Source organism: Cognatiyoonia sp. IB215446 (assembly GCF_033963825.1).
In the GTDB taxonomy this organism is placed as follows: domain Bacteria; phylum Pseudomonadota; class Alphaproteobacteria; order Rhodobacterales; family Rhodobacteraceae; genus Yoonia.
Genome location: NZ_JAXBMD010000003.1, coordinates 1 through 19,828 on the forward strand (window position 1 = coordinate 1; position 19,828 = coordinate 19,828).

A 19,828-nucleotide genomic window follows, 5' to 3' on the forward strand; every position below is an offset into this window, starting at 1 on the left:
TGGCGGCGGCGGTGGCGGTGGCGGCGGTGGCGGTGGCGGCGGCGGCGGTGGCGGCGGTGGCGGTGGCGGCGTATCAGACCCATCAGCTGCAGCTGCAGCTTTTACGGCTGCGCGGACAGCATCGCGGATAGAGCCACGGGATCTATCTGACGTGTTGCTTGCCGCTTCTGCTGCTGGCGCCTGAAACGGAACCGACCGAACTGCTGCGGCGGGTACGTTGTCAGCCTGAGAGGCCGAGGCTGTCACCGTTTCGGCCGACGCTTCACTTTCTACACTTTCAACGCTCCGGGCGCTGGAAAAGACAGGACCATCCGAGGGTTCACTGGTGGACAATGATGCCAAGCTCGCAGCTGGCATCCCGACAACACCTGCCGTGATCGACGCGAGCTGTTCTGTCGTAAGAGTATCCCCAGTAGCGTGAACGGTGTGAGTCCCCGCATCGAGTGTCGTGAAAGCGCGCTGAGTGGTTGATGCGCTGCCATCAGTGCTCAGAATTTCGGTGTCACCGATGCGAAGCGATACTGCGATACCCGAAGGTACGGTGAAAGCATAGGTTCCGCTGCTTGGCACGGCCAGATTAACAGCAAAGCCGTTTTTCTCAGCAGCAATCAACGTAAGACTTGCACCCGACTCTACGAGGGTCTGCGACGCGACAGAGTTTTGGATACTTTGGGCAGATACACTAACTGCCGCTGCTGACAGGATCAGCGGCGTTACAACCAACAGGCTTGATCGACTAAAGTTCATATTCACGCTCTCATTGATGAGTGTCTGGGTCCCGCCAGACTATTGATTGGATTTGGACGAAAATGTGTCCGCCGAACAACCTGCATCCAGCTTTTGCTTACAATCGGCGGCAAAACGCCCACGTTCGTTATCAAATGGTGAACATTGAACGTGATTATGCCGACTGTGTTTCCACTTAGACGGGTGCATTGGGCACAAGGCGTGGTTTTGTGCCTCAATTGGGATAAAGTCTAAACGCGCGGCTTGTTATTGAGATGCGGACGAATCACATCAGCGGCGACAGAAAGAGACGGTCCGGAATGTTAGTGGATATAAATGCGCCCGATCGGCTGCCGAATGTATTAGTGGAAAATGGCCGACTGTCCAAAGCGGACCTTGCAAAGGTCACCGAAGCGGCCACAGCCACCGGGCAGCCGGTGCGTGCCGTGCTCGACCGCCTAGGACTGATCTCGCAAAAGGAGTGGGCGCGCAGCTGTGCCGAGCATTTGGGCCTGCCGCTTGTCAGCATTGATGATATTCCCGAACGGCTGCCCGAAGACCCACGCCTTTCGTCGGACTACCTGATCCGCAACGCCATCGCCCCGATTGAGATTGCTGCCGACCGCGCCTATTTCGCCGTGGCAGATCCGTTTGATCCTGACGCAACTGCGGCGCTTGAGATGATCTTTGGATCTTCGCTCGCGCTCGCCGTCGCCACGGATCGCGATATCGAACTGGCCATGACCCGCAGTCAGGAGGCGGCGGCGGCAGGTGCAGACACTATAGATATAGTGACCGCCCGGCAGGGCGGCATCGATCTTGATACCGACAAGCTGACCGAACTTGCCAATAACGCACCCACGGTGCGGTATCTCGATACATTGTTCGACCAGGCGGTTGAGATGCGCGCGACCGACATTCATCTTGAGCCCACGGCCAAGCTCGCCCGCGTGCGTCTGCGGGTCGATGGTGAGCTGGTTGAGGTACAGGCGCCGGACAAGTCTATATATGAAGGTGTAATCTCTCGCCTGAAAATCCTAGCAGGTATGGATATCAGCGAACGTCGGCTGCCGCAGGATGGGCGCATCCGCCAGCGCCTCGCAGGTCGAGATATTGATATGCGTGTCGCCAGCGCACCAATGATCCATGGCGAAACCATTGTACTGCGTCTTCTGGATAATCATGAAGGCTTGTCGCAACTCGCCGATCTGGCGCTGCCCGCCCACGTCAGCAAACGCATCAACGCGGCCATCAGCCAACCCAACGGGCTGATCCTTGTCACCGGCCCCACCGGCAGCGGGAAGACGACAACGCTGCACGCCGCGATGAACGCGCTCAACGAAACGCGCCGGAAGATCGTGACTATCGAAAACCCGGTTGAGATCCAGACACCGGGCCTGCAGCAGATCGAGGTGAATGCCGAACTTGGCTGGACCTTTGCCGCAGCCTTGCGCACCGTGCTGCGTCACGACCCCGATGTAATCATGGTGGGTGAGATCCGCGATAGCGAAACGGCGGAACTGGCGGTGCGCGCCGCTATGACCGGACACCTTGTGTTTTCAACCCTCCATACGAACACAGCGCATGATGCGGCGACCCGTCTGGTTGATCTGGGCGTGCCGGAATACCTGATCCGCTCGGTTGTGCGATTGGTAGCAGCGCAACGATTGGTGCGCCGGGTCTGCCCGGTTTGTGCGCAGCCTGTTGATCTGTCCAAGCGCCCCAAGGTCAAGGACCTATTTACAAAACTCGATAGGCGAACTGGCGGTCAGACCGATCCCTCAAACTGGACGCTGAAAAAGTCGGTTGGCTGCGACGCTTGTAACCAGACCGGATTTCAGGGGCGGATCGCGCTATTTGAAGCCATGGAACCCGATGAGGTTTTCACCACCAAGGAGAGTGCGCGCGCACAACAGCTCCAGACCATGGGGTCAGAAGCCGTGCGCCTCGTCGCCGAAGGTGAGACCACGATGGAAGAGGTCATGCGCATCCTGGGGGTCAAGTATTTTTAGGTAACGCGGGATGGAGCAAGCACAAAAGTCATTTGCCTACGTGGCCCGCGACGCTTCGGGCGCACGTCAATCAGGCGTTGTATCCGCGCTTGACACAAAAGACGCGACACGAGCCCTGCGGGCACAGGGGCTGTTTCCGATCAGTCTGGACGTTGATGATGGCACCGCCAAACCCGGCACGGCAAAGCGTCGGGCAAGGGGTAAGGGGCACCTCACCCCGCGACAAACCGGCGACTTTCTTGTGCGTCTGGCAAAACTCTCCAGTCGGCAAATCCAGGCAGAGCGTGCGCTGGCCATCATTGGCGACGGCGGACAGGATCCGATCTCGCAAGCCGCTATACGCATGCGCGATAGTCTTCGCGAAGGCGCGCCGCTCTCTCGTGCACTAGAAGAGAAGGCAGGCATTGACGATCCCGTCACATTGTCCCTGATCAAAGGCGCTGAGGTTTCGGGCGACATGGGCAGCGCGCTGACAACATCGGCGGACATCATGCAGAACCGTCTGGAAATCCGGCGCCGCATCGTCACCGGCCTGACCTACCCCACTATATTACTTGTCGTGGCACTTCTGTCGCTTGGCCTGATAATGATCGCGATCATCCCGCAATTTCGGCCCCTGATCGCGGACCGGATTGACCTGGTCCCGCTGATGGGCCGCGCCGTCTTTGCCGTCTCTGGCGTGTTGGCCGGTCTTTGGCCGATCATAGTTTCAGCGCTTCTTATCCTCATCGGCGGCATGATCATTGCAGCACGGCGCGGTGTGCTGGGCCGGATCATGACAAGCATCGGCAACCGCATCCCCGTGATCCGCCGCATGCTCTTGCGCAATCAGATGATGCTCTTGCTGCATGTGCTGGGCGCGCTCCTCAGCCGCGAAATCACCCTCAGCGGAGCGTTGCGTGTCGTTTCCAAATCCACACCGCCCGGTCCCGTGCGGCAAGGCATCACCAAGGTCACGCAAGAGGTCGAAAATGGGGTTGCGCTCTCCACCGCGATGCGCAACGAAAAGCTGCTGCCGCGCGACGCGATCGAGATGATCCGCATCGGGGAAGAGGCGGGCGATCTAGGAACAATGATCAGCCGCACCTCTCTCGATATGCGCGAAGCGGCAGATCGTGATCTTGAACGGTTCCTGCTATTGTTCCAGCCCGCCCTGATTGTCATCGTCGGCCTTTTGATCGGAGTAAGCCTTTATGCCCTATTTTCAGCAATCGTGTCGGTCAATGCCATCACGTTTTAGGCGCAGATCGACCCGCAGGCGTCCTGCCACCGCCGGCTTTTCGCTGATCGAAATGCTGGTGGCGGTCGCAATTGTGGGCCTCTTGATCGGCGTCGTCGGTCCTGCCGCGATGCGCCAGCTACAATCGTCGCGCGTAACCACAGCCGAGGCGCAGATCACTCAATTGCGCAGCGCGCTCGACATCTTTCTGATCGAAGTTGGCCGCTACCCGACCGAGCAGGAGGGGCTGAATGCCCTGATCAACGGTGCGGGCACAATCCCCGGCTGGAACGGGCCCTATCTGCGCGATGGCAACCTGCCTGCTGACCCTTGGGGCGGCACCTTCCTCTACAGTCTTGATCAGGGTCAGGTGCGGATCACATCGCTGGGTGCAGATGGCCAACCGGGCGGCACGGGCGTGGATGCAGATGTGGAGGGCTAGGCGAAGGCTCACCCTCCAGACACGCGGCTTTGCCACTGTCGAGGTGTTGGTGGCAGTTGCTATCGTGGTGCTGATTGGCACGATTTCGATCCTCGCACTGGGTCGGTCAGATCGAGCCACACTCCAGAATGATGTGGCGGAAATCGCACTGCTTCTGCAACAGGCGCGGCTGCGCGCGGCGGAAACGGGGCAGCCGGTCTTGGTCGAATATTCAGAAGCCGACCGAACCTTACGCACCGCATTCACAGCACATGAGCTGGACCGCGCCGTCACAAGCCCAACAGAAAGCACGCAGATCTCCATCCGCCCCTCTGGCGAAAACGAAGGGCTAAATCTCGTCCTTGTCGCAGGTGCGCATGAACGGTCGGTCGAGCTCGATTGGCTGACCGGCCAGATCCGGCTTTCCCAATGATCCGGCGGCGCGGGCAACGGGGCTTTACGCTCGTGGAATCGCTCGTAGCCCTGGCGATTGCGACGCTGGCCATCAGCGGCTTCTATCAGGCACTCTCGACCGGTCTTTTCATGGAACGCAGGTCAGGCGTGCAGGCTGAACAGATGCTGGTCGCCACACAAGTGATGGACCGCGTCGGAACTGATCTGGCCTTGCGTGCCGGGTTACAGGATCGCGGGATCATCCGCGGGATGGAATGGGAACTGATCATCGCGGAAACCGGAACAGCCGATATGCGCCTTGGCACGACCCGTCCGAACGAGATGCTTTTTGTCTATGTCACCGTCACTTCGGGGCGGCCCGATGGCGCCCCACTTGTGCTGCGGAGCCTCCGCTATCGCGAGACACCGCTTTGAAGACGCGCTGGGTCCGCAGGCGGCGACATGCGCGCGGCATCGCACTAGCCGAAGCGCTGGTCTCGCTGACCGTTGCGGCCATGACGCTCGCGCTCTTGACCAGTGCCACATGGGGTTTGCGCCAAACAACAGCGGAGCCCGAAGTTCTGCAAGAGGCGGCGACAGATTGGCTGACCGCCCGCCGCGCCCTGCAATCCTGGGCAGCTTCGGCAACCATAACGTCACGCGGACAGATCGAAGGCCGGTTTTTCGGCGATCCACTTAGCATGCGCCTGATCCTGGACGACGGCACCAGCCGCGACAGCCGCCCGATGATGGTGGGGCTCCGGGTCGTTGAGGAAGACGACCTCTTCCGGCTCACCGCATCGCGGCACTTTGACATCCGCGACATCCGTATGGCCACGGAGACGGCGCGCGAAAGCACCGTGATCGTCAGCGACGATCCTTTGCGCCTCATCTACCTCGTCCGCCCGGTCAATGCAGGCGCCGCACCCGTCTGGACGTATGAACCGCGCCCGGAACAGGGCCTGCCCCTGGCGATATCCGTCGAACGCGCAGCAGAGCGGATGATCGTGGCGCGGATGCCAGTCACAGTCAGCGGCTTTTGCATCTCGCGCCGGGGCGAGTTGGGTTTGGAAGAGGTTGAATGCAACGTGCGCTAGGTCTCACCCGCCGTCGCGCCCAGCGCGGCTTTGTCCTGATCACCGTGCTTTGGGTGGCGCTCGGCCTTTTGCTGGCCGCATCAAGTTATCTCGTGACGCAACGCCAGACAGCACTCGCGACACGGGCCGAGGTGGAGACGACCCGTGCGGTGGAACTGGCGCGGAGCGCCATCAATGTCGCCATGGCCGATCTGGGCCGAATTGGCGAAGAAGAGGCACGCAGCAGTCGTGACGGCACACCGGTGACCATCACGATGGCCGAGGGACAGGCCACCTACCGGATCTGGGATGAGGGCGGCAAGCTCGACATCAACGCAGCACCCGTTGAGCTCCTGGGCCCTGTTCTGCAGAACATGGGCGAAGGTAGCGGGATCGACGCGTTTGACGCGGTCACAATTGCACAGGCTTTAGTCACGCAGCGGGCCGATGCAAACTCTCGTGATTTCAGCCGTCCGATCCCACAATTGCTGACCGACCTGGGCCTGCCGCAAGATGTCAGCCTGCGCGCGCGGCAGGTCCTGACGACATATAACGGCACGCCACAGGTGAATCCCGTGACTGCCTCACCCGCCCTTCTGGCGGCAATCCCCGGCATAGGACCCAGCGATGTGGAGCGGATTGTCCAGCGGCGCATTGCGGGCCTGTCCATGCCGCGTCTGGGCACAGCCTCGGTCTGGCTCAGCGGAACCGAAGGCCCCGTTTACACGATTGAGGCGCGCAGCACCCTGCAAAGTGGTGTCTCTGTCGATATGATCGCGACCGTCGCCGCGCAAGGGATCAGCTTTCGCGGCGGCATCATGCGGTATGACATTCTGGGCGTGGAAATCCTGCGTTGATACCGACTGACAGTATCGTTTTCACGGCCCTTCTGCCGATTAGCATACTGATCGCTGCGCTGTTTTTCGGCCCACTTCCCATCGTTTTGCGCGGTGTGATCCGTGGCGCTCTGGATCCCCATCACGTGCGCCGCTGGTTTCGCCCCGCGACGCTGGGTCTGGCCACCGGTATGGTTCTGGCTGCACTTCTGATGACGTCTATTGACCCAGCCCAAACACGCCATCTGGTCTTGATCTGCCTCCTGCTGCTCCTTGCCGTCATCGACTGGCAATGGCGCTGGCTGCCGATTGAATGGACCTTTGCGGTCATATCACTAGGCATGCTTGACGGGTTGATCGCGGGGTCGCTCTTGCAAACAGCGGTGCAAATAGCGGCACCGAGCCTTACCATCCTCCTGATCCGACAGGTCCTGCAAGCATTGATGGGGCGACCACCGCTGGGCCTGGGCGATATCTGGTTGATCGCCGGGCTGGGCGCGTTTCTGCCCGCTACGCTCAGCTTTCTAATGATCGGGCTTGCAGGGCTTTCGGGATTGGCCGAGCTTGCCATCAGGCGGCTTCTGTCGGGAAATCGACAAAAATCCGCCGCCGTGTCCTACGGGACACACCTTTGCGTCGTTTTTGTGGTTTTGCGAAGTTTCCCGCAAATCAATTGAACTTAGACTGCTAAGGTGCGGTCAAAGATATAAAAAATGCGTACTCGGACACAAGATCTGGGGCGTGGGTAATGAGGCAGAGCATGAAGAAACTGATTGCAATTGCGGCCAGCGCCGCGATTCTCAGCGCTTGTGACGACCTACCACAGGTTGATCGCGCCGAGGATGGAACCGAACTCAATCGCTGGCAATTGGCCAATATTTTCGGCACCGGCGGCGATGGTCAGGGCTTTCAACGCCAGCAAGGTCGCGTGACCGGCGGCCAGCGTGTCGAAGCAGGGCAAGGTACAATCTTCCCCGGACGCCAGCCGCTTTTGATCGACAGCGACTTTGTCGATGAAAATGGTGAGAGGACGGTATCGCTCAACCTCGTGAATGTGGACATTGAATCTGCCGCTGCCGCAATCCTGGGTGAGCTTTTGCAGATCAACTACGTGATTGATCCCGGCGTGCAGGGCACGGTCAATATTCGCTCTTCCCAGCCTGTCACCCGCACCACAGCGATTGAAGTCTTCGAACTGGCGCTGGAACAGAACAACGCCGTTCTTGTCCGCCGTGGCGACATTTTCGCCATCTCGCCACTCTCAGCCGATCTGTCGATTGCGCCATCCACCGCGCGTGACGTCCTGCCCGGCTACACCCTCCGCGTGATCCCGCTGCGCAATATCGGCGCGCAGGAAATGGCGGCGATCCTGCAGCCCTTTGCCGGGGACGGCATCGTCGGTATCGACGCCCAGCGCAATATCCTTGTGCTGGCGGGCACATCGGTTGACCAGCAATCCTGGCAGGAAACGATTGACAGCTTCGATGTCGACTGGCTCGCCAACCGCTCTGTCGGGATTTTCCCGATCAACGGACGGTCAGCCCAATCCATCGTGAACGGGTTGGAGCGTGTGGTTGAGACCGATGAAGGGTTCCAGCCACTGGTCGTGTTTGAGGTGATCCCGGAGAACAATTCCATCCTCGCCGTCGCCAAAACACCCCGCGCGCTTGAAAACGTGGCCGTCTGGATCAACCGTCTGACACGTGACGGTGCTAATGATGCGCAGGTTTACTCCTATGACATGAAGTACGCCCGCGCGAGTTCCATCGCGCCGACGCTGGCCCAGATCCTCGGCGTCTCGGTCGAGACATCGAGCGAAGAGCCCGCGGTCATCGAGGCAAGCGCCGAAATGGCAAGCGGCGGCATCTTCAATAATCAGGGCACGCTCAACGCGACCCGCATTGTTGCCAGCGAGGCGACCAACACCCTGCTGATCCACGCGACACCCGAAGAATATGAACGCGTGCTGGGCATCCTGCACCGCTTGGACGTGCCACAGCGGCAGGTCCTGGTCGAGGCGACGATTGTCGAGGTCTCACTGACCGAAGATTTGCGCTATGGCGTCCAGTACTTCCTCGAAGAAGGCGGAGGAACATTGGGACTGACCAGTGGCGAGAACTTCGATATCTCGCCATCCGCACCCGGCTTTGCGGTGACACTGGGCGGAAGTCCAGCCAATGCAGTGATCGACGCGCTGGATGCGGTCACCTCGATCAACGTGATCTCATCCCCTAACCTGATGATCCTGAACAATGAATCGGCCCGCCTTGTCGTCGGTGATCAGGTGCCAACGGCGGTGCGTACCGCACAGGATGCTTCAAGCGCAGACGATCAGGTCTTTGTCTCAACGGTCGAGTACCGCGACACGGGCGTGATTTTTGAGGTCACGCCGCGCATCAACTCCTCAGGCTCCGTTCTGCTAAACATCGGGCAAGAGGTGAGCCTGGTGGGCGAAACCGATCCTGCCACAGGCAACCCTGTCATCTCGCAACGTCTGATCAACAGCTCCATCGCCGTCGACAGTGGTGAGACTGTGGTTCTGGGCGGTCTCTTCTCGGATCGTCGGACACGCGGCAATGGCGGTATACCCGTGCTGAAGGACTTGCCGGTTGCCGGCAACCTCTTTGGCAATTCGTCGCGCAACCGCGCGCAGACCGAGCTTCTGGTGCTGATCACGCCACGCATCGTCAACAACCGCATGGATGCGCGCCGGGTCACCGCCCAGTTGCGCGATCGGTTGCAGTCGATCCAGACCAGCAGCCCGTCGATGAGCACGCAGGTGAATGTCCCTTCGACCCGCACGCGCAATTCCGAGTTAATCAGCAACAACGCGATTGTGGAACGCGCAGTGGCTGGTGCCACCCAGCTTGAGACAACAGCGCCGCAAGCCAGCGGGCGGCATCTTGCGGTGCTCGGCTCCTTCCGCTCGGCCGAAGGGGCACAGAACCACTGGAACACCCTTGTGTCCCAAAACGGCACGGCGCTTGGCCGCTTCACCCCCAGCTTCCGCCAATCCGGCGGGCTGACGATGGTGACGGTCGGACCAATGTCGCGCGATGCGGCCAATCAGATCTGCATCGACGTGAAGACCGACTGCTTCACCGCGACGCAGTAACAGAACCTCGCCTCCCGGAATCACTGTTGCGGCAATACCGCGCAGTGATCTTGGCGCGCGGGCCTGTCATGTCTCGCCCCATCAGGACATGAGGTGACCGATGCGCAAATTCCTGTCGATGCTTTTCATGTTGCCCAGCGCGGTCTTCGCGCATGGATACGGCGTGGGTGATCTGGTGATCGCGAATCCGATGGCGTTTGAAACACCGCCGACCGCGCAGGCCGGTGCTGGCTATATGACGATCTTCAACAACGGCACCACCGATGATGTCCTCATCGCCGTCCACGCCGACTTTCCGCGCGTCATGCTGCACCAGACCGTGATGGAAGGCGACATCGCCAGAATGGCCGATATCGACGGCATTCCCGTTCCGGCGGGCGAGGTGACCACGCTGGAACCCGGCGGCGCGCATGTGATGTTTATGGGGCTGGCAGGCGATCCATTCGAAGCGGGCGAAGAGATCAACGCGGTCCTGGTCTTTGCCAAGGCCGGTGAGCTTGAGGTGACTTTCCAGGTCGAAGCCCGTTCAACCGACGACGCCGTCGATCACAGCAATCACTGAGCGTCGTCTTCACCATCCCGGCTGAGCAAATCAAACTTGCGCAGTTTCACGTAAAGCGACTGCCGCGACAGGCCGAGCATTTCTGCCGCCGCCACACGATTGTTCATTGTCAGTTCAACCGCCGTCTCAATACACATCTTTTCGACCACATTGGTCGTTTCGGCCACGATGTCTTTCAACGTCGCACTACCCACAAGTTCTACAACCGAGCGCATGCTGTCATCGCCCGTTGGATTTGCGGTCGAACGGCTCGCATCAGCATGGTTGACGTCGCGCAGCACAAAGGCAAAGACCGTATGCGGGCCCGCCTCGACCTTTGTGATCGACACTTCAACCGCACGTGGGCTGCCATAGTCACCGGCAATCTTGGTGGAATAAATCCGCATCCGGCCCGAGCGCGATGCATTCTCAACCATCACTTTCAGGTCGATGCTGCCGCGCTGCAGATAATCCGACAGGTTGCGCCCGCGCACATTGATATCATGGGCCACATCGATCAGATCAAGGAAGGCGTCATTCGCCGCCAGAACCTCACCACCCGCTGTGGCGAACACCATCGCCTCAGGCCCGGCGCTGTAAAAGGATTGCAGGTTATGCGCCAGATCATCCGCCGTCGTGTGTTCATTGTCCGCTGGCAGGATCCGACACAGCAAAACACGCTCGCCCGCCGCACGGAAAAGCGTTGCCGCAATCTCAACCGATTGGCCAGAGCCCTGGATTTGCGCCGCCGACTTTGAATTCTGATCGGAAATCGCCTGCGTGGCCAGTTGATCAACCAGATCACCACGTCTGCGCCCTTCGAAAAACTGCGAAAACGACGTGCCGATCAGCCCCTCGCGGCTTTCATCCAGCATCGCCGATGCCGCCGGGTTAGCCTCGTTAATCTCACCGGTCTGGGTCGAGACAAAAACCACCGCCTCTGCCGTGCTTTCCATCAAAACGCGAAACCGTGTGTCATATTCGCGTTGCGTCTCGTAGTCACGTTCCAGCGCGAGTTGCGCCTTGACCAGTTGCTGCTGCATTTCTGCAACTGGGCGTAGATCACGACCAAGGAGCAACACCACACCATCGGGGCCGATCCGGTGAAAACTGTAACGAACCGGAAACTCCCACCGCCCCGTCTCATCCGTGTGGTTGAGCTCGATTGACGGCGGCGTGCCTGCCTCATCCAGAAATTCGCCCAGCCGCGCATCGAATTTCGACACGCTTTCAATCGTCAGCGCGCTGCGAATATCCTTCTGCTCAAGCTGCTTGAGAACGGCAAACGCCTTGTTCTCCGGATTGACGAGCACCGACAGAACTGTGCCATTTTCGGAAATCACAATACCAAGATCGGCCACTTCGGTGATGATATCGCCCAGCATCTCTGGTGCGATCAGGGGAATGGCACCGCTGTCCCAGTATTTGGTTCCTCGCGATGTCATGTTGGGCGCACCAGATGTGGGCTCATCACCATCGCTTAGCTCCCGCGCGTTCTTTGCGGTTCGCCGTGAAGTGTCTTTGATAATCCGCAAAGCTCTAACGCCTCGCTCGGTATTCTGGTGGCATAATCCGCGCCCGTTAGTGCCGTCACATTCTCTTTTGTTTCGACATCTAACAAGGAACCACCAATCACAATAGGTGGCGGCGTTACCGTCGAATTCTTCACAACATCGACGATCCGCGAAAGTGTTTCAAGCGTTTCACTGCACGAAGCCGAAATGAAGACCCCTTGGAAATTAGACCGTTGCAAACGCGTGGCAAGTTCCTCGTTACGCAGGCCCAGCGAGATGCGAACAGATATGCCTAAACGTCTGAGTTGACTGCCCAAAATCATCGCACCAAGGGTATGATAAACCTCGTGCGGCACAACCAAAAGCACCATTGGCGCATTGGGGTCACCCGCCACATCACCCGACCAATCAAGGCCCAGTTCACGCAGCAGTGATTGCAGTCGTGAGACCGCAATTGTGACATTCGCAAAGCCCAGATTGTCAGCGCACCACAATTCACCGATACGGCGCGAGACCTCAGGTATGTAATGATCAACAATCTCTTCTGCAGAAAAGCCGAGGTTGAGCGCATCCTGGACAACAATGCGACACGCCTCTCGCGCTTCGCTGATCGCAGCTGCTTCGAAGCTTTCCAGCAGATCCTCGTCCAGAATGCCCGGTTTGGCACCCGCAACCTTGTGCCCAAAACCGACCACGCGCGCCTGATCCTTACGCGTCGATGCCGCGTCAGGCGCCGTGGCGTCTATGCTAGGCTGGTCGGGCATCAGCATGTCCTTTGGCTGGTCTGGCGCGACAATACGCCGTTCAGCATCGGTGATATTGTCCTTTGCGCGGCAGTGAATGTCAAAGCAAATTGACATATCGACCTGACGTGTTTCATGACATCTCCTTAAACAATTAAAATTTCTGCATTTTATCCGTGAGCACTTCCGCCCATCTGCGACAATATATGTACAGTGTTAAGTGTAAGTTAAAGTTGACACCTCTGCCTTTTGAGCCATAGTCTTGACACATATGGCCGTCAGGGAAAGTTTACATGTCTGCGACTATGACCGACACAGAGGGTGCCACAGCGCTTCCTGAACCGGGTAAGAGACGCCTGTATTCCGATGCCGAGCGGGCCCGGCGGGATGCCACAAAATGGACCCTGGTGCAGGGTGTTCTGGCTCCTCTACAGTTCGTGGTTTTTCTGATCTCGCTCGCGCTGGTCCTGCGCTATCTCTGGACAGGCGCGGGGTATGAGGCGGCGACGCTGTCGATCATCATCAAAACGGCCTTGTTGTTCACCATCATGATCACCGGCGCGATCTGGGAAAAAATAGTCTTTGGGCAGTACCTTTTCGCGCCTGCCTTCTTCTGGGAAGATGTGTTCAGCTTCGGCGTTATAGCCTTGCATTCATTATATATTTACACCCTGCTGGCCGATGGTTTCGCGACCACGACGCAGATGTATATCGCGCTCGCCGCCTATGCCGCTTACGTCGTGAATGCGGGCCAGTTCCTGTGGAAGCTGCGCATGGCGCGCCTGGATGCGGAGAGTCGGGCATGAACGCGCCGCACCCCCCTGCCCAGGGCGGCTGCCGCGACGCCCCGATCCTCAAGGAACGTGGCCAGCGCGAGGTGTTCTGCGGCCTGACCGGTATCATCTGGCTGCACCGCAAAATGCAGGATGCGTTTTTCCTTGTCGTTGGTTCGCGCACCTGCGCGCATCTTCTGCAATCAGCCGCCGGTGTGATGATCTTCGCCGAACCACGATTCGGCACCGCGATCCTCGAAGAATCAGATCTGGCCGGCATGGCCGACGCCCACGAAGAGCTTGACCGCGAAGTCGCCCGCCTTTTAGAGCGGCGTCCGGACATCCGCCAGCTCTTCCTCGTCGGCTCCTGCCCGTCCGAGGTGATCAAGATCGACCTTGCCCGCGCGGCCGAACGGCTCAGCCAGGTGCATGCACCCCATGTGCGGGTTCTCAACTACTCCGGTTCGGGGATCGAGACGACCTTCACCGAAGGTGAGGATGCCTGCCTCGCCTCCATGGTCCCTGTCTTGAAAGAGACGACCGCACTGGAACTTCTGGTGGTCGGCGCCTTGCCGGACGTGGTCGAGGATCAAATGCTGAGCCTTCTGTCCGAGATGGGCATCGGCCCCGTTCGCCTGCTTCCCGCCCGTCGGATTGATGAGACGACAGCGATTGGCCCCAACACCGTCTTCGCGCTGACCCAGCCGTTCCTCGGCGAAACCCATGCCGCCCTCACACGGCGCGGCGCCCGGCACCTGCCCGCCCCTTTCCCCTTTGGCGAAGAGGGTACAACTGCCTGGCTGCGCGCCATCGCCACCGAATTCGGCGTCAGTGACGAACAGTTCGAGGCCGTGACAACCGCCCCGCGCGCCCGCGCGCGCAAGGCCATTGCACAATCTGCCGAGACGCTTAGCGGCAAATCTGTCTTCTTCTTCCCCGACAGCCAGCTTGAAATCCCGCTGGCCCGCTTCCTGACCCGCGAATGCGGCATGACCGCGATTGAGGTGGGCAGCCCATACGTGCACGACGCGCTGCACGGGCCTGACCTCGACCTGCTGCCCGCAGGCCCGCAAATCGCCGAAGGGCAGGATGTCGACAAACAACTCGACCGCGCCCGCGCCGCGCGTCCTGACCTCACCATCTGCGGCCTCGGCCTCGCCAACCCGCTAGAGGCCGAAGGCCTTACAACCAAATGGGCCATCGAACTCGTCTTCACGCCGGTCCATTTCTACGAACAGGCCGGCGACCTTGCTGGTCTCTTCTCAAGACCCCTCCGCCGCAAATCCGTCCTTCAGCTGGAGGCAGCGGAATGACCCACTTCTCATGTTTCCAAATACCTCGGGGTCTGGGGCAGAGCCCCAGGACGTTGCCATGAAGCTCACCGTTTGGACATATGAAGGCCCACCGCATGTCGGCGCGATGCGTGTCGCCACAGCAATGAAAGGCCTGCACTACGTCTTGCACGCCCCACAGGGCGACACCTATGCTGACCTCCTTTTCACGATGATCGAACGCCGCGATCACCGCCCGCCGGTGAGCTACACCACCTTTCAGGCGCGCGACCTTGGCGCAGACACCGCGACGCTTTTCAAGGATGCCTACCGCGATGCGGTCGCACGCTTCAACCCCGAAGCCATCATCGTCGGCGCCTCCTGCACCGCTGAATTGATCCAGGATGACCCCGCCGGTCTGGCCGAAACCATGGGGATCGACATCCCCGTCATCCCGCTGGAACTGCCCAGCTACAGCCGCAAGGAAAACTTCGGCGCGGATGAGACCTTCTACCAGATCGTCAAACATCTAGCGCGCCCGCGGGAGCGGACCAAACGGGTGACCTGCAACATCCTTGGGCCGACGGCTCTCGGCTTTCGCGCCCGTGACGATGTGGAAGAATTGACCGGCTTGCTGTCAGATATGGGCATCGGCGTGAATGTCGTGGCCCCGCTCAACGCAACGCCGGCTGATATCGCGCGCCTTCCTGCCGCCCATTTCAATGTGCTCCTGTGCCCCGAGACAGGCGAGGCCGCCGCACGATGGCTCGAACGCAACCACGACCAGCCCTTCACCAAAACGGTCCCCATCGGTGTCGGCGCCACACGCGATTTCATCAAAGAGGTCACCGCCCTCTCGGGCATCCCCGGCAAACCCGACGAAAGCCGCCTGCGCCTGCCATGGTGGTCGCGCTCGGTCGACAGCACCTATCTGACCGGCAAACGCGTCTTCATCTTCGGCGACGGCACCCATGTCGCCGCCCATGCCCGTATCGCCCGCGACGAGATGGGGTTCGAGGTGGTCGGCCTCGGCTGCTACAACCGCGAAATGGCGCGCGGCATCCGGGCGCTGGCCAAGGAATACGGCGTCGAGGCCCTGATCACTGACGACTATCTTGAGGTCGAGGCCGCGATTGAGCGCCTCAGCCCCGAAATGATCCTCGGCACGCAGATGGAGCGCCATATTGGCAAGCGTCTGGGCATCCCTTGCGCGGTAATCTCATCCCCCGTCCACGTGCAGGATTTCCCCGCCCGATACTCACCACAAGTGGGTTTTGAGGGTGCCAATGTCATCTTCGACACCCTAATCCACCCGCTTGTCATGGGGTTAGAGGAACACCTCCTCACCATGTTCCGTGACGATTTCGAATTCCACGACGAAGCGGGCCCCAGCCATCACGGCGGCAAAGCCAAAGCGAAGACGGCGGACACGCCGGATGAGCGGCCCCAGCCCAGCGATGACAACGTCATTTGGCTCTCCGATGCCGAAAAGGAACTCAAGAAAATCCCCTTCTTCGTCCGCGGCAAGGCCCGCCGGAACACGGAAACCTTCGCGCTGGAAAAAGGGCTGCACGAAATCAGCCTGGACACGCTTTACGAGGCAAAGGCCCATTATGCGCGATGAGGTGATGCATAAACCTTACCGCGTGGTCATCGTCACGCTGGATGCCCATGCCGCTGGGCCAGCCTTGCGCGTCTCCGAACGCCTCTCACCGGACTTTCCGGGGCTTGAAGTACAGGTCCTCTCATCCGCCGAATGGGGCGAATGCCCCGACGCGCTTGCAACGGCAAAAACGGCCATTGCCGAGGGCGATATCATCATCGCCAACCTGCTGTTTCTTGAGGAACATATCCGCGCGATCCTACCCGCCCTGCAGGCGCGGCGCGACGGCTGCGACGCCATGATCGGCATGATTGCCGACGGTGAGATCGTGAAGCTCACCCGGATGGGTGACCTCGATATGGCCAAACCCGCCAGCGGCGCGATGGCGCTTTTGAAAAAGCTGCGCGGGTCGTCCAAACCATCCGCCGATAGCGGCGCCAAGCAGATGAAGACGCTGCGCCGCCTGCCCAAGATCCTCAAGCTGATCCCCGGCAAGGCGCAGGATCTGCGGGCATGGTTCCTGTCCATGCAATATTGGCTGGGCGGGTCGGACGACAATGTGGAGCAAATGATCCGCTTCCTGATCGGTCGCTATGCCACCAGGCCCGATTGGCAGGGGGTCAAGGCTGATCTGCCGATCGAATACCCCGATATGGGCCTCTACCACCCCGACCTGCCGGGCCATCACATCGTCACTGACCTAACCGACCTACCTGCACCTGCCAAACCGGTGGCCACAGTCGGTCTGTTGATGCTGCGCTCCTATATCCTCGCCTCGGATTGCGCCCATTATGATGCGGTGATCCGGGCGTTCGAGGCGCGCGGGATGCGCGTCATCCCAGCCTTTGCCGGTGGCCTCGACGGGCGCCCAGCGATTGAGACCTATTTCCAGGGCCGCGTCGACGCGATGGTCTCGCTCACCGGCTTCTCGCTCATCGGCGGCCCGGCCTATAACGACAGCGATGCGGCCGTCGATGTGCTCCAGAACCTCGACGTTCCCTACGTCGCGGCCCAACCGCTGGAATTCCAGACGCTCGGCCAATGGGCAAATAGCGGCCAGGGCCTTGGCCCCATTGAAACAACCATGCTTGTGGCGTTACCAGAGATCGACGGGGCCACAAACCCAACCGTTTTTGCGGGTCGCCACGGGCCTGACGGCTGCAAAGGTTGCAACAACGGCTGTGGCGCACAATCCGATTGCAAGGCCATGGCGCCCTGCCACGAACGCATTACAAGCCTTGCTGAAAAAACGCTGCGCCTCGCCAAACTGCGCCGGAAACAGAACGCTGAGAAGAAGGTCGGTGTCGTCCTTTTCGGCTTCCCACCCAATGCCGGGGCCGTTGGCACTGCCGCGTATCTGAGTGTCTTTGAAAGCCTGCACAACACGCTCACAAAGATGCAGGCAGATGGCTACACCGTCCAGCTCCCCGAAACAGTAGACGACCTGCGCTCCGCCATCCTGCAAGGCAACGCTGCGCAATACGGCCAGCAGGCCAATGTCGCGGCCCATGTGGATGCGGACACCATCGTGCGGAACACGCCACCACTTGCCGCCATTGAGTCTGTCTGGGGACCAGCCCCCGGCAAGCACCAATCAGATGGCCGTGGCGTCTATGTGCTGGGCCAGCATTTCGGCAACGTGTTCGTCGGCGTACAGCCCGCCTTTGGCTATGAAGGCGACCCGATGCGGCTGTTGTTCGAAAAAGGCTTCGCCCCCACCCACGCCTTCGTCACATTCTATCTCTGGCTGCGGAACACCTTCTCTGCCGATGTGATCCTGCATTTCGGCATGCATGGCGCGCTGGAATTCATGCCCGGCAAGCAGGCAGGCCTTGGTGCGCGGGACTGGCCGGACCGGCTGATCGGAGAGATGCCGAATGTCTATCTCTATGCCGCCAACAACCCGTCCGAGGCGACGCTGGCCAAGCGCCGGTCGAACGCTGTGACAGTCACGCACCTCACGCCACCGCTCACGACGGCGGGTCTCTACAAGGGGCTGGCGGAGTTGAAAGACAGCCTGACCCGCTGGCGCGAGATGGGCGCGGATGACGATCAGCGGGCGGATCTCGAACAACTCATCCGCGACCAAGCCAATGCTGTGGATATGAATGCCCGCGATATCGACGCGCTCTGGCTGAAGCTCGCCGAGACCGAAGGCGCGCTGATCACAGAAGGCCTACATGTGGTGGGTGAGCCTTTGTCGCGTGCGGCGCAGGCCGACATGATGCGGCTGATGCCGGAAGGTGAGGCGCGGGATCAGGCTCAGGAACTCCTGCGCGAGGATCATGAATTGCCCGCACTGATGCGCGCCTTGTCGGGGCACTATGTCCCGCCGGTGCCGGGCGGCGATCTGATCCGCTCGCCTGAGATCGTACCAACGGGGCGGAACATCCACGCCTTCGATCCGTTCCGGATGCCCACGGCCTTTGCCATCGCGGAAGGCGCGAAACAGGCCGACCTGCTGCTGGAAACCCATGCCAAGCTGCCGCGCACCGTGGCGCTGGTGCTCTGGGGGTCGGACAATATCAAATCCGATGGTGGCCCGATTGGGCAGGCGCTTGCGCTCATGGGCGCAAAGCCGCGGTTCGACAATTTTGGGCGTTTATCTGGCGCCGATCTGATCCCGCTGAAAAAACTGGGCCGTCCCCGGATCGATGTGGTGATGACCCTTTCGGGCATCTTCCGTGACCTCCTGCCCCTGCAGACCCGCATGCTGGCCGAGGCCTCTTTGAAATGTGCTCAGGCCGATGAGCCGCTGGACCAGAACTACATTCGCGCCCACGCGCTTGCCTATGCTGAGGAGATGGGCTTTGATCTCGAAACCGCCGCCTTGCGTGTGTTCTCGAATGCGGAAGGGGCCTATGGCTCTAATGTGAACCAGCTGGTCGACAGTTCGGCCTTCGGCGATGAGGATGAGTTGGCCGATGCCTATGAGGCGCGCAAGAGCTTTGCCTATGGGGTGAACGGCAAGGCCGCGCAAAACCCGGCGCTGTTGCAGAAGGCACTGAAGGACGTCGATCTGGCCTATCAGAACCTTGAATCGGTCGAACTCGGCGTCACCACGGTTGACCATTATTTCGACACGTTGGGTGGGATTTCCCGGGCCGTGAAGCGGGCCAAGGGGTCTGCGGCGCCGGTCTATATCGGTGACCAGACGCGCGGATCAGCCAAGGTGCGGACGCTGCAGGATCAGGTGGCGCTGGAGACGCGCAGCCGGTCGCTGAACCCGAAATTCTATGAGGCTTTGCTCAACCATGGCCATGAAGGCGTCCGCCAGATCGAGGCGCAGGTGACTAATACGCTGGGTTGGTCGGCGACCACGGGCGAAGTGGAGCCGTGGGTCTATCAGCGGTTGTCGGAGACCTTCGTGCTTGATGACGCAATGCGCGAGCGGTTGGCGGCGCTGAATCCCCAGGCGTCGATGCGGATGGCGAACCGGCTCTTGGAGGCGTCGGATCGTGAGTATTGGTCGCCAGATGAGGCGACTTTGGAGGCGCTGCAGGATGCGGCGGATGCGTTGGAGGACGCGATGGAAGGAGTGGCTGCAGAATGAGGATGTCGTGCGCCGCTCGCGCCTCTGGCGCA

At 60.3% G+C, this 19,828-nt stretch carries 17 protein-coding genes; 15 read left to right on the forward strand and 2 right to left on the reverse strand.

Features of this window, described 5'->3' with window-relative positions; all coding sequences use genetic code 11:
• The 11 genes from SLH49_RS14140 to SLH49_RS14190 form a co-directional block, all read left to right on the forward strand.
• On the forward strand, positions 1–184 hold a 184-nt coding region (locus SLH49_RS14140), incomplete at its 5' end, for a hypothetical protein (RefSeq protein WP_320269809.1).
• A gap of 862 nt (positions 185–1,046) precedes the next feature.
• Positions 1,047–2,738 carry a GspE/PulE family protein gene (locus SLH49_RS14145; RefSeq protein ID WP_320269810.1) on the forward strand — a complete coding sequence of 564 codons (1,692 nt, stop codon included), beginning with the start codon at positions 1,047–1,049 and terminating at the stop codon, positions 2,736–2,738.
• A gap of 10 nt (positions 2,739–2,748) precedes the next feature.
• Positions 2,749–3,978, forward strand: coding sequence for a type II secretion system F family protein (locus SLH49_RS14150; protein WP_320269811.1), 1,230 nt, complete (start codon positions 2,749–2,751; stop codon positions 3,976–3,978).
• Positions 3,962–4,399, forward strand: coding sequence for a type II secretion system major pseudopilin GspG (gspG, locus tag SLH49_RS14155; RefSeq protein WP_320269812.1), 438 nt, complete (start codon positions 3,962–3,964; stop codon positions 4,397–4,399). Before SLH49_RS14150 ends, gspG begins: the two co-directional genes overlap by 17 nt.
• 49 nt (positions 4,400–4,448) lie before the next feature.
• Positions 4,449–4,811: a GspH/FimT family pseudopilin gene (locus SLH49_RS14160; RefSeq protein ID WP_320269813.1), complete on the forward strand. Its 363-nt coding sequence runs from the start codon at positions 4,449–4,451 to the stop codon at positions 4,809–4,811.
• Complete coding sequence (locus SLH49_RS14165; protein ID WP_320269814.1) at positions 4,808–5,206, forward strand: type II secretion system protein; 399 nt, start codon at positions 4,808–4,810, stop codon at positions 5,204–5,206. Before SLH49_RS14160 ends, SLH49_RS14165 begins: the two co-directional genes overlap by 4 nt.
• A complete protein-coding gene (locus tag SLH49_RS14170) occupies positions 5,203–5,868 on the forward strand; it encodes a hypothetical protein (RefSeq protein WP_320269815.1) in 666 nt (221 codons plus the stop codon). Before SLH49_RS14165 ends, SLH49_RS14170 begins: the two co-directional genes overlap by 4 nt.
• Entirely contained in the window at positions 5,853–6,704 is an 852-nt protein-coding gene (locus SLH49_RS14175) for a type II secretion system protein GspK (RefSeq protein WP_320269816.1), read from the forward strand. Before SLH49_RS14170 ends, SLH49_RS14175 begins: the two co-directional genes overlap by 16 nt.
• A complete protein-coding gene (locus tag SLH49_RS14180; protein WP_320269817.1) occupies positions 6,701–7,360 on the forward strand; it encodes a prepilin peptidase in 660 nt (219 codons plus the stop codon). Before SLH49_RS14175 ends, SLH49_RS14180 begins: the two co-directional genes overlap by 4 nt.
• A gap of 83 nt (positions 7,361–7,443) precedes the next feature.
• Positions 7,444–9,798, forward strand: a complete 2,355-nt coding sequence (gene gspD, locus SLH49_RS14185; protein ID WP_320269818.1) for a type II secretion system secretin GspD — start codon at positions 7,444–7,446, stop codon at positions 9,796–9,798.
• Between the two features lie 100 nt (positions 9,799–9,898).
• Positions 9,899–10,360, forward strand: a complete 462-nt coding sequence (locus SLH49_RS14190; protein WP_320269819.1) for a copper chaperone PCu(A)C — start codon at positions 9,899–9,901, stop codon at positions 10,358–10,360.
• On the opposite strand, the gene ppsR is transcribed toward SLH49_RS14190, so the two are convergent.
• A complete protein-coding gene (gene ppsR, locus SLH49_RS14195; protein ID WP_320269820.1) occupies positions 10,354–11,784 on the reverse strand; it encodes a transcriptional regulator PpsR in 1,431 nt (476 codons plus the stop codon). The two genes, SLH49_RS14190 and ppsR, sit on opposite strands and share 7 nt — an antisense overlap.
• Before the next feature lie 35 nt (positions 11,785–11,819).
• Positions 11,820–12,617 carry a cobalamin B12-binding domain-containing protein gene (locus tag SLH49_RS14200; protein WP_320269821.1) on the reverse strand — a complete coding sequence of 266 codons (798 nt, stop codon included), beginning with the start codon at positions 12,615–12,617 and terminating at the stop codon, positions 11,820–11,822.
• A gap of 272 nt (positions 12,618–12,889) precedes the next feature.
• Here SLH49_RS14200 and bchF point away from each other — a divergent pair, with 272 nt between their 5' ends.
• Genes bchF through SLH49_RS14220 form a run of 4 tightly spaced genes read left to right on the forward strand, consistent with a single transcriptional unit; the run spans position 12,890 to position 19,796 of the window.
• A complete protein-coding gene (gene bchF / locus SLH49_RS14205; RefSeq protein ID WP_413785296.1) occupies positions 12,890–13,402 on the forward strand; it encodes a 2-vinyl bacteriochlorophyllide hydratase in 513 nt (170 codons plus the stop codon).
• A complete protein-coding gene (locus SLH49_RS14210) occupies positions 13,399–14,682 on the forward strand; it encodes a ferredoxin:protochlorophyllide reductase (ATP-dependent) subunit N (RefSeq protein ID WP_320269822.1) in 1,284 nt (427 codons plus the stop codon). The genes bchF and SLH49_RS14210 overlap by 4 nt, the downstream gene beginning before the upstream one ends.
• 58 nt (positions 14,683–14,740) lie before the next feature.
• On the forward strand, positions 14,741–16,264 hold the full coding sequence (bchB, locus tag SLH49_RS14215; protein WP_320269823.1) for a ferredoxin:protochlorophyllide reductase (ATP-dependent) subunit B: 1,524 nt from the start codon (positions 14,741–14,743) through the stop codon (positions 16,262–16,264).
• Complete coding sequence (locus SLH49_RS14220; protein ID WP_320269824.1) at positions 16,254–19,796, forward strand: magnesium chelatase subunit H; 3,543 nt, start codon at positions 16,254–16,256, stop codon at positions 19,794–19,796. Before bchB ends, SLH49_RS14220 begins: the two co-directional genes overlap by 11 nt.
• Positions 19,797–19,828 lie beyond the last annotated feature (32 nt).

Bases quoted from the DNA above. Each gene is read 5' to 3' on its own strand.
- SLH49_RS14145 (WP_320269810.1), top strand. From the start codon at position 1,047: ATGTTAGTGGATATAAATGCGCCCGATCGGCTGCCGAATGTATTAGTG.
- SLH49_RS14150 (WP_320269811.1), top strand. From the start codon at position 2,749: ATGGAGCAAGCACAAAAGTCATTTGCCTACGTGGCCCGCGACGCTTCG.
- gspG (WP_320269812.1), top strand. From the start codon at position 3,962: ATGCCATCACGTTTTAGGCGCAGATCGACCCGCAGGCGTCCTGCCACC.
- SLH49_RS14165 (WP_320269814.1), top strand. From the start codon at position 4,808: ATGATCCGGCGGCGCGGGCAACGGGGCTTTACGCTCGTGGAATCGCTC.
- SLH49_RS14175 (WP_320269816.1), top strand. From the start codon at position 5,853: ATGCAACGTGCGCTAGGTCTCACCCGCCGTCGCGCCCAGCGCGGCTTT.
- gspD (WP_320269818.1), top strand. From the start codon at position 7,444: ATGAAGAAACTGATTGCAATTGCGGCCAGCGCCGCGATTCTCAGCGCT.
- SLH49_RS14190 (WP_320269819.1), top strand. From the start codon at position 9,899: ATGCGCAAATTCCTGTCGATGCTTTTCATGTTGCCCAGCGCGGTCTTC.
- ppsR (WP_320269820.1), bottom strand. From the start codon at position 11,784: ATGACATCGCGAGGAACCAAATACTGGGACAGCGGTGCCATTCCCCTG.
- SLH49_RS14200 (WP_320269821.1), bottom strand. From the start codon at position 12,617: ATGCCCGACCAGCCTAGCATAGACGCCACGGCGCCTGACGCGGCATCG.
- bchF (WP_413785296.1), top strand. From the start codon at position 12,890: ATGTCTGCGACTATGACCGACACAGAGGGTGCCACAGCGCTTCCTGAA.
- SLH49_RS14210 (WP_320269822.1), top strand. From the start codon at position 13,399: ATGAACGCGCCGCACCCCCCTGCCCAGGGCGGCTGCCGCGACGCCCCG.
- bchB (WP_320269823.1), top strand. From the start codon at position 14,741: ATGAAGCTCACCGTTTGGACATATGAAGGCCCACCGCATGTCGGCGCG.
- SLH49_RS14220 (WP_320269824.1), top strand. From the start codon at position 16,254: ATGCGCGATGAGGTGATGCATAAACCTTACCGCGTGGTCATCGTCACG.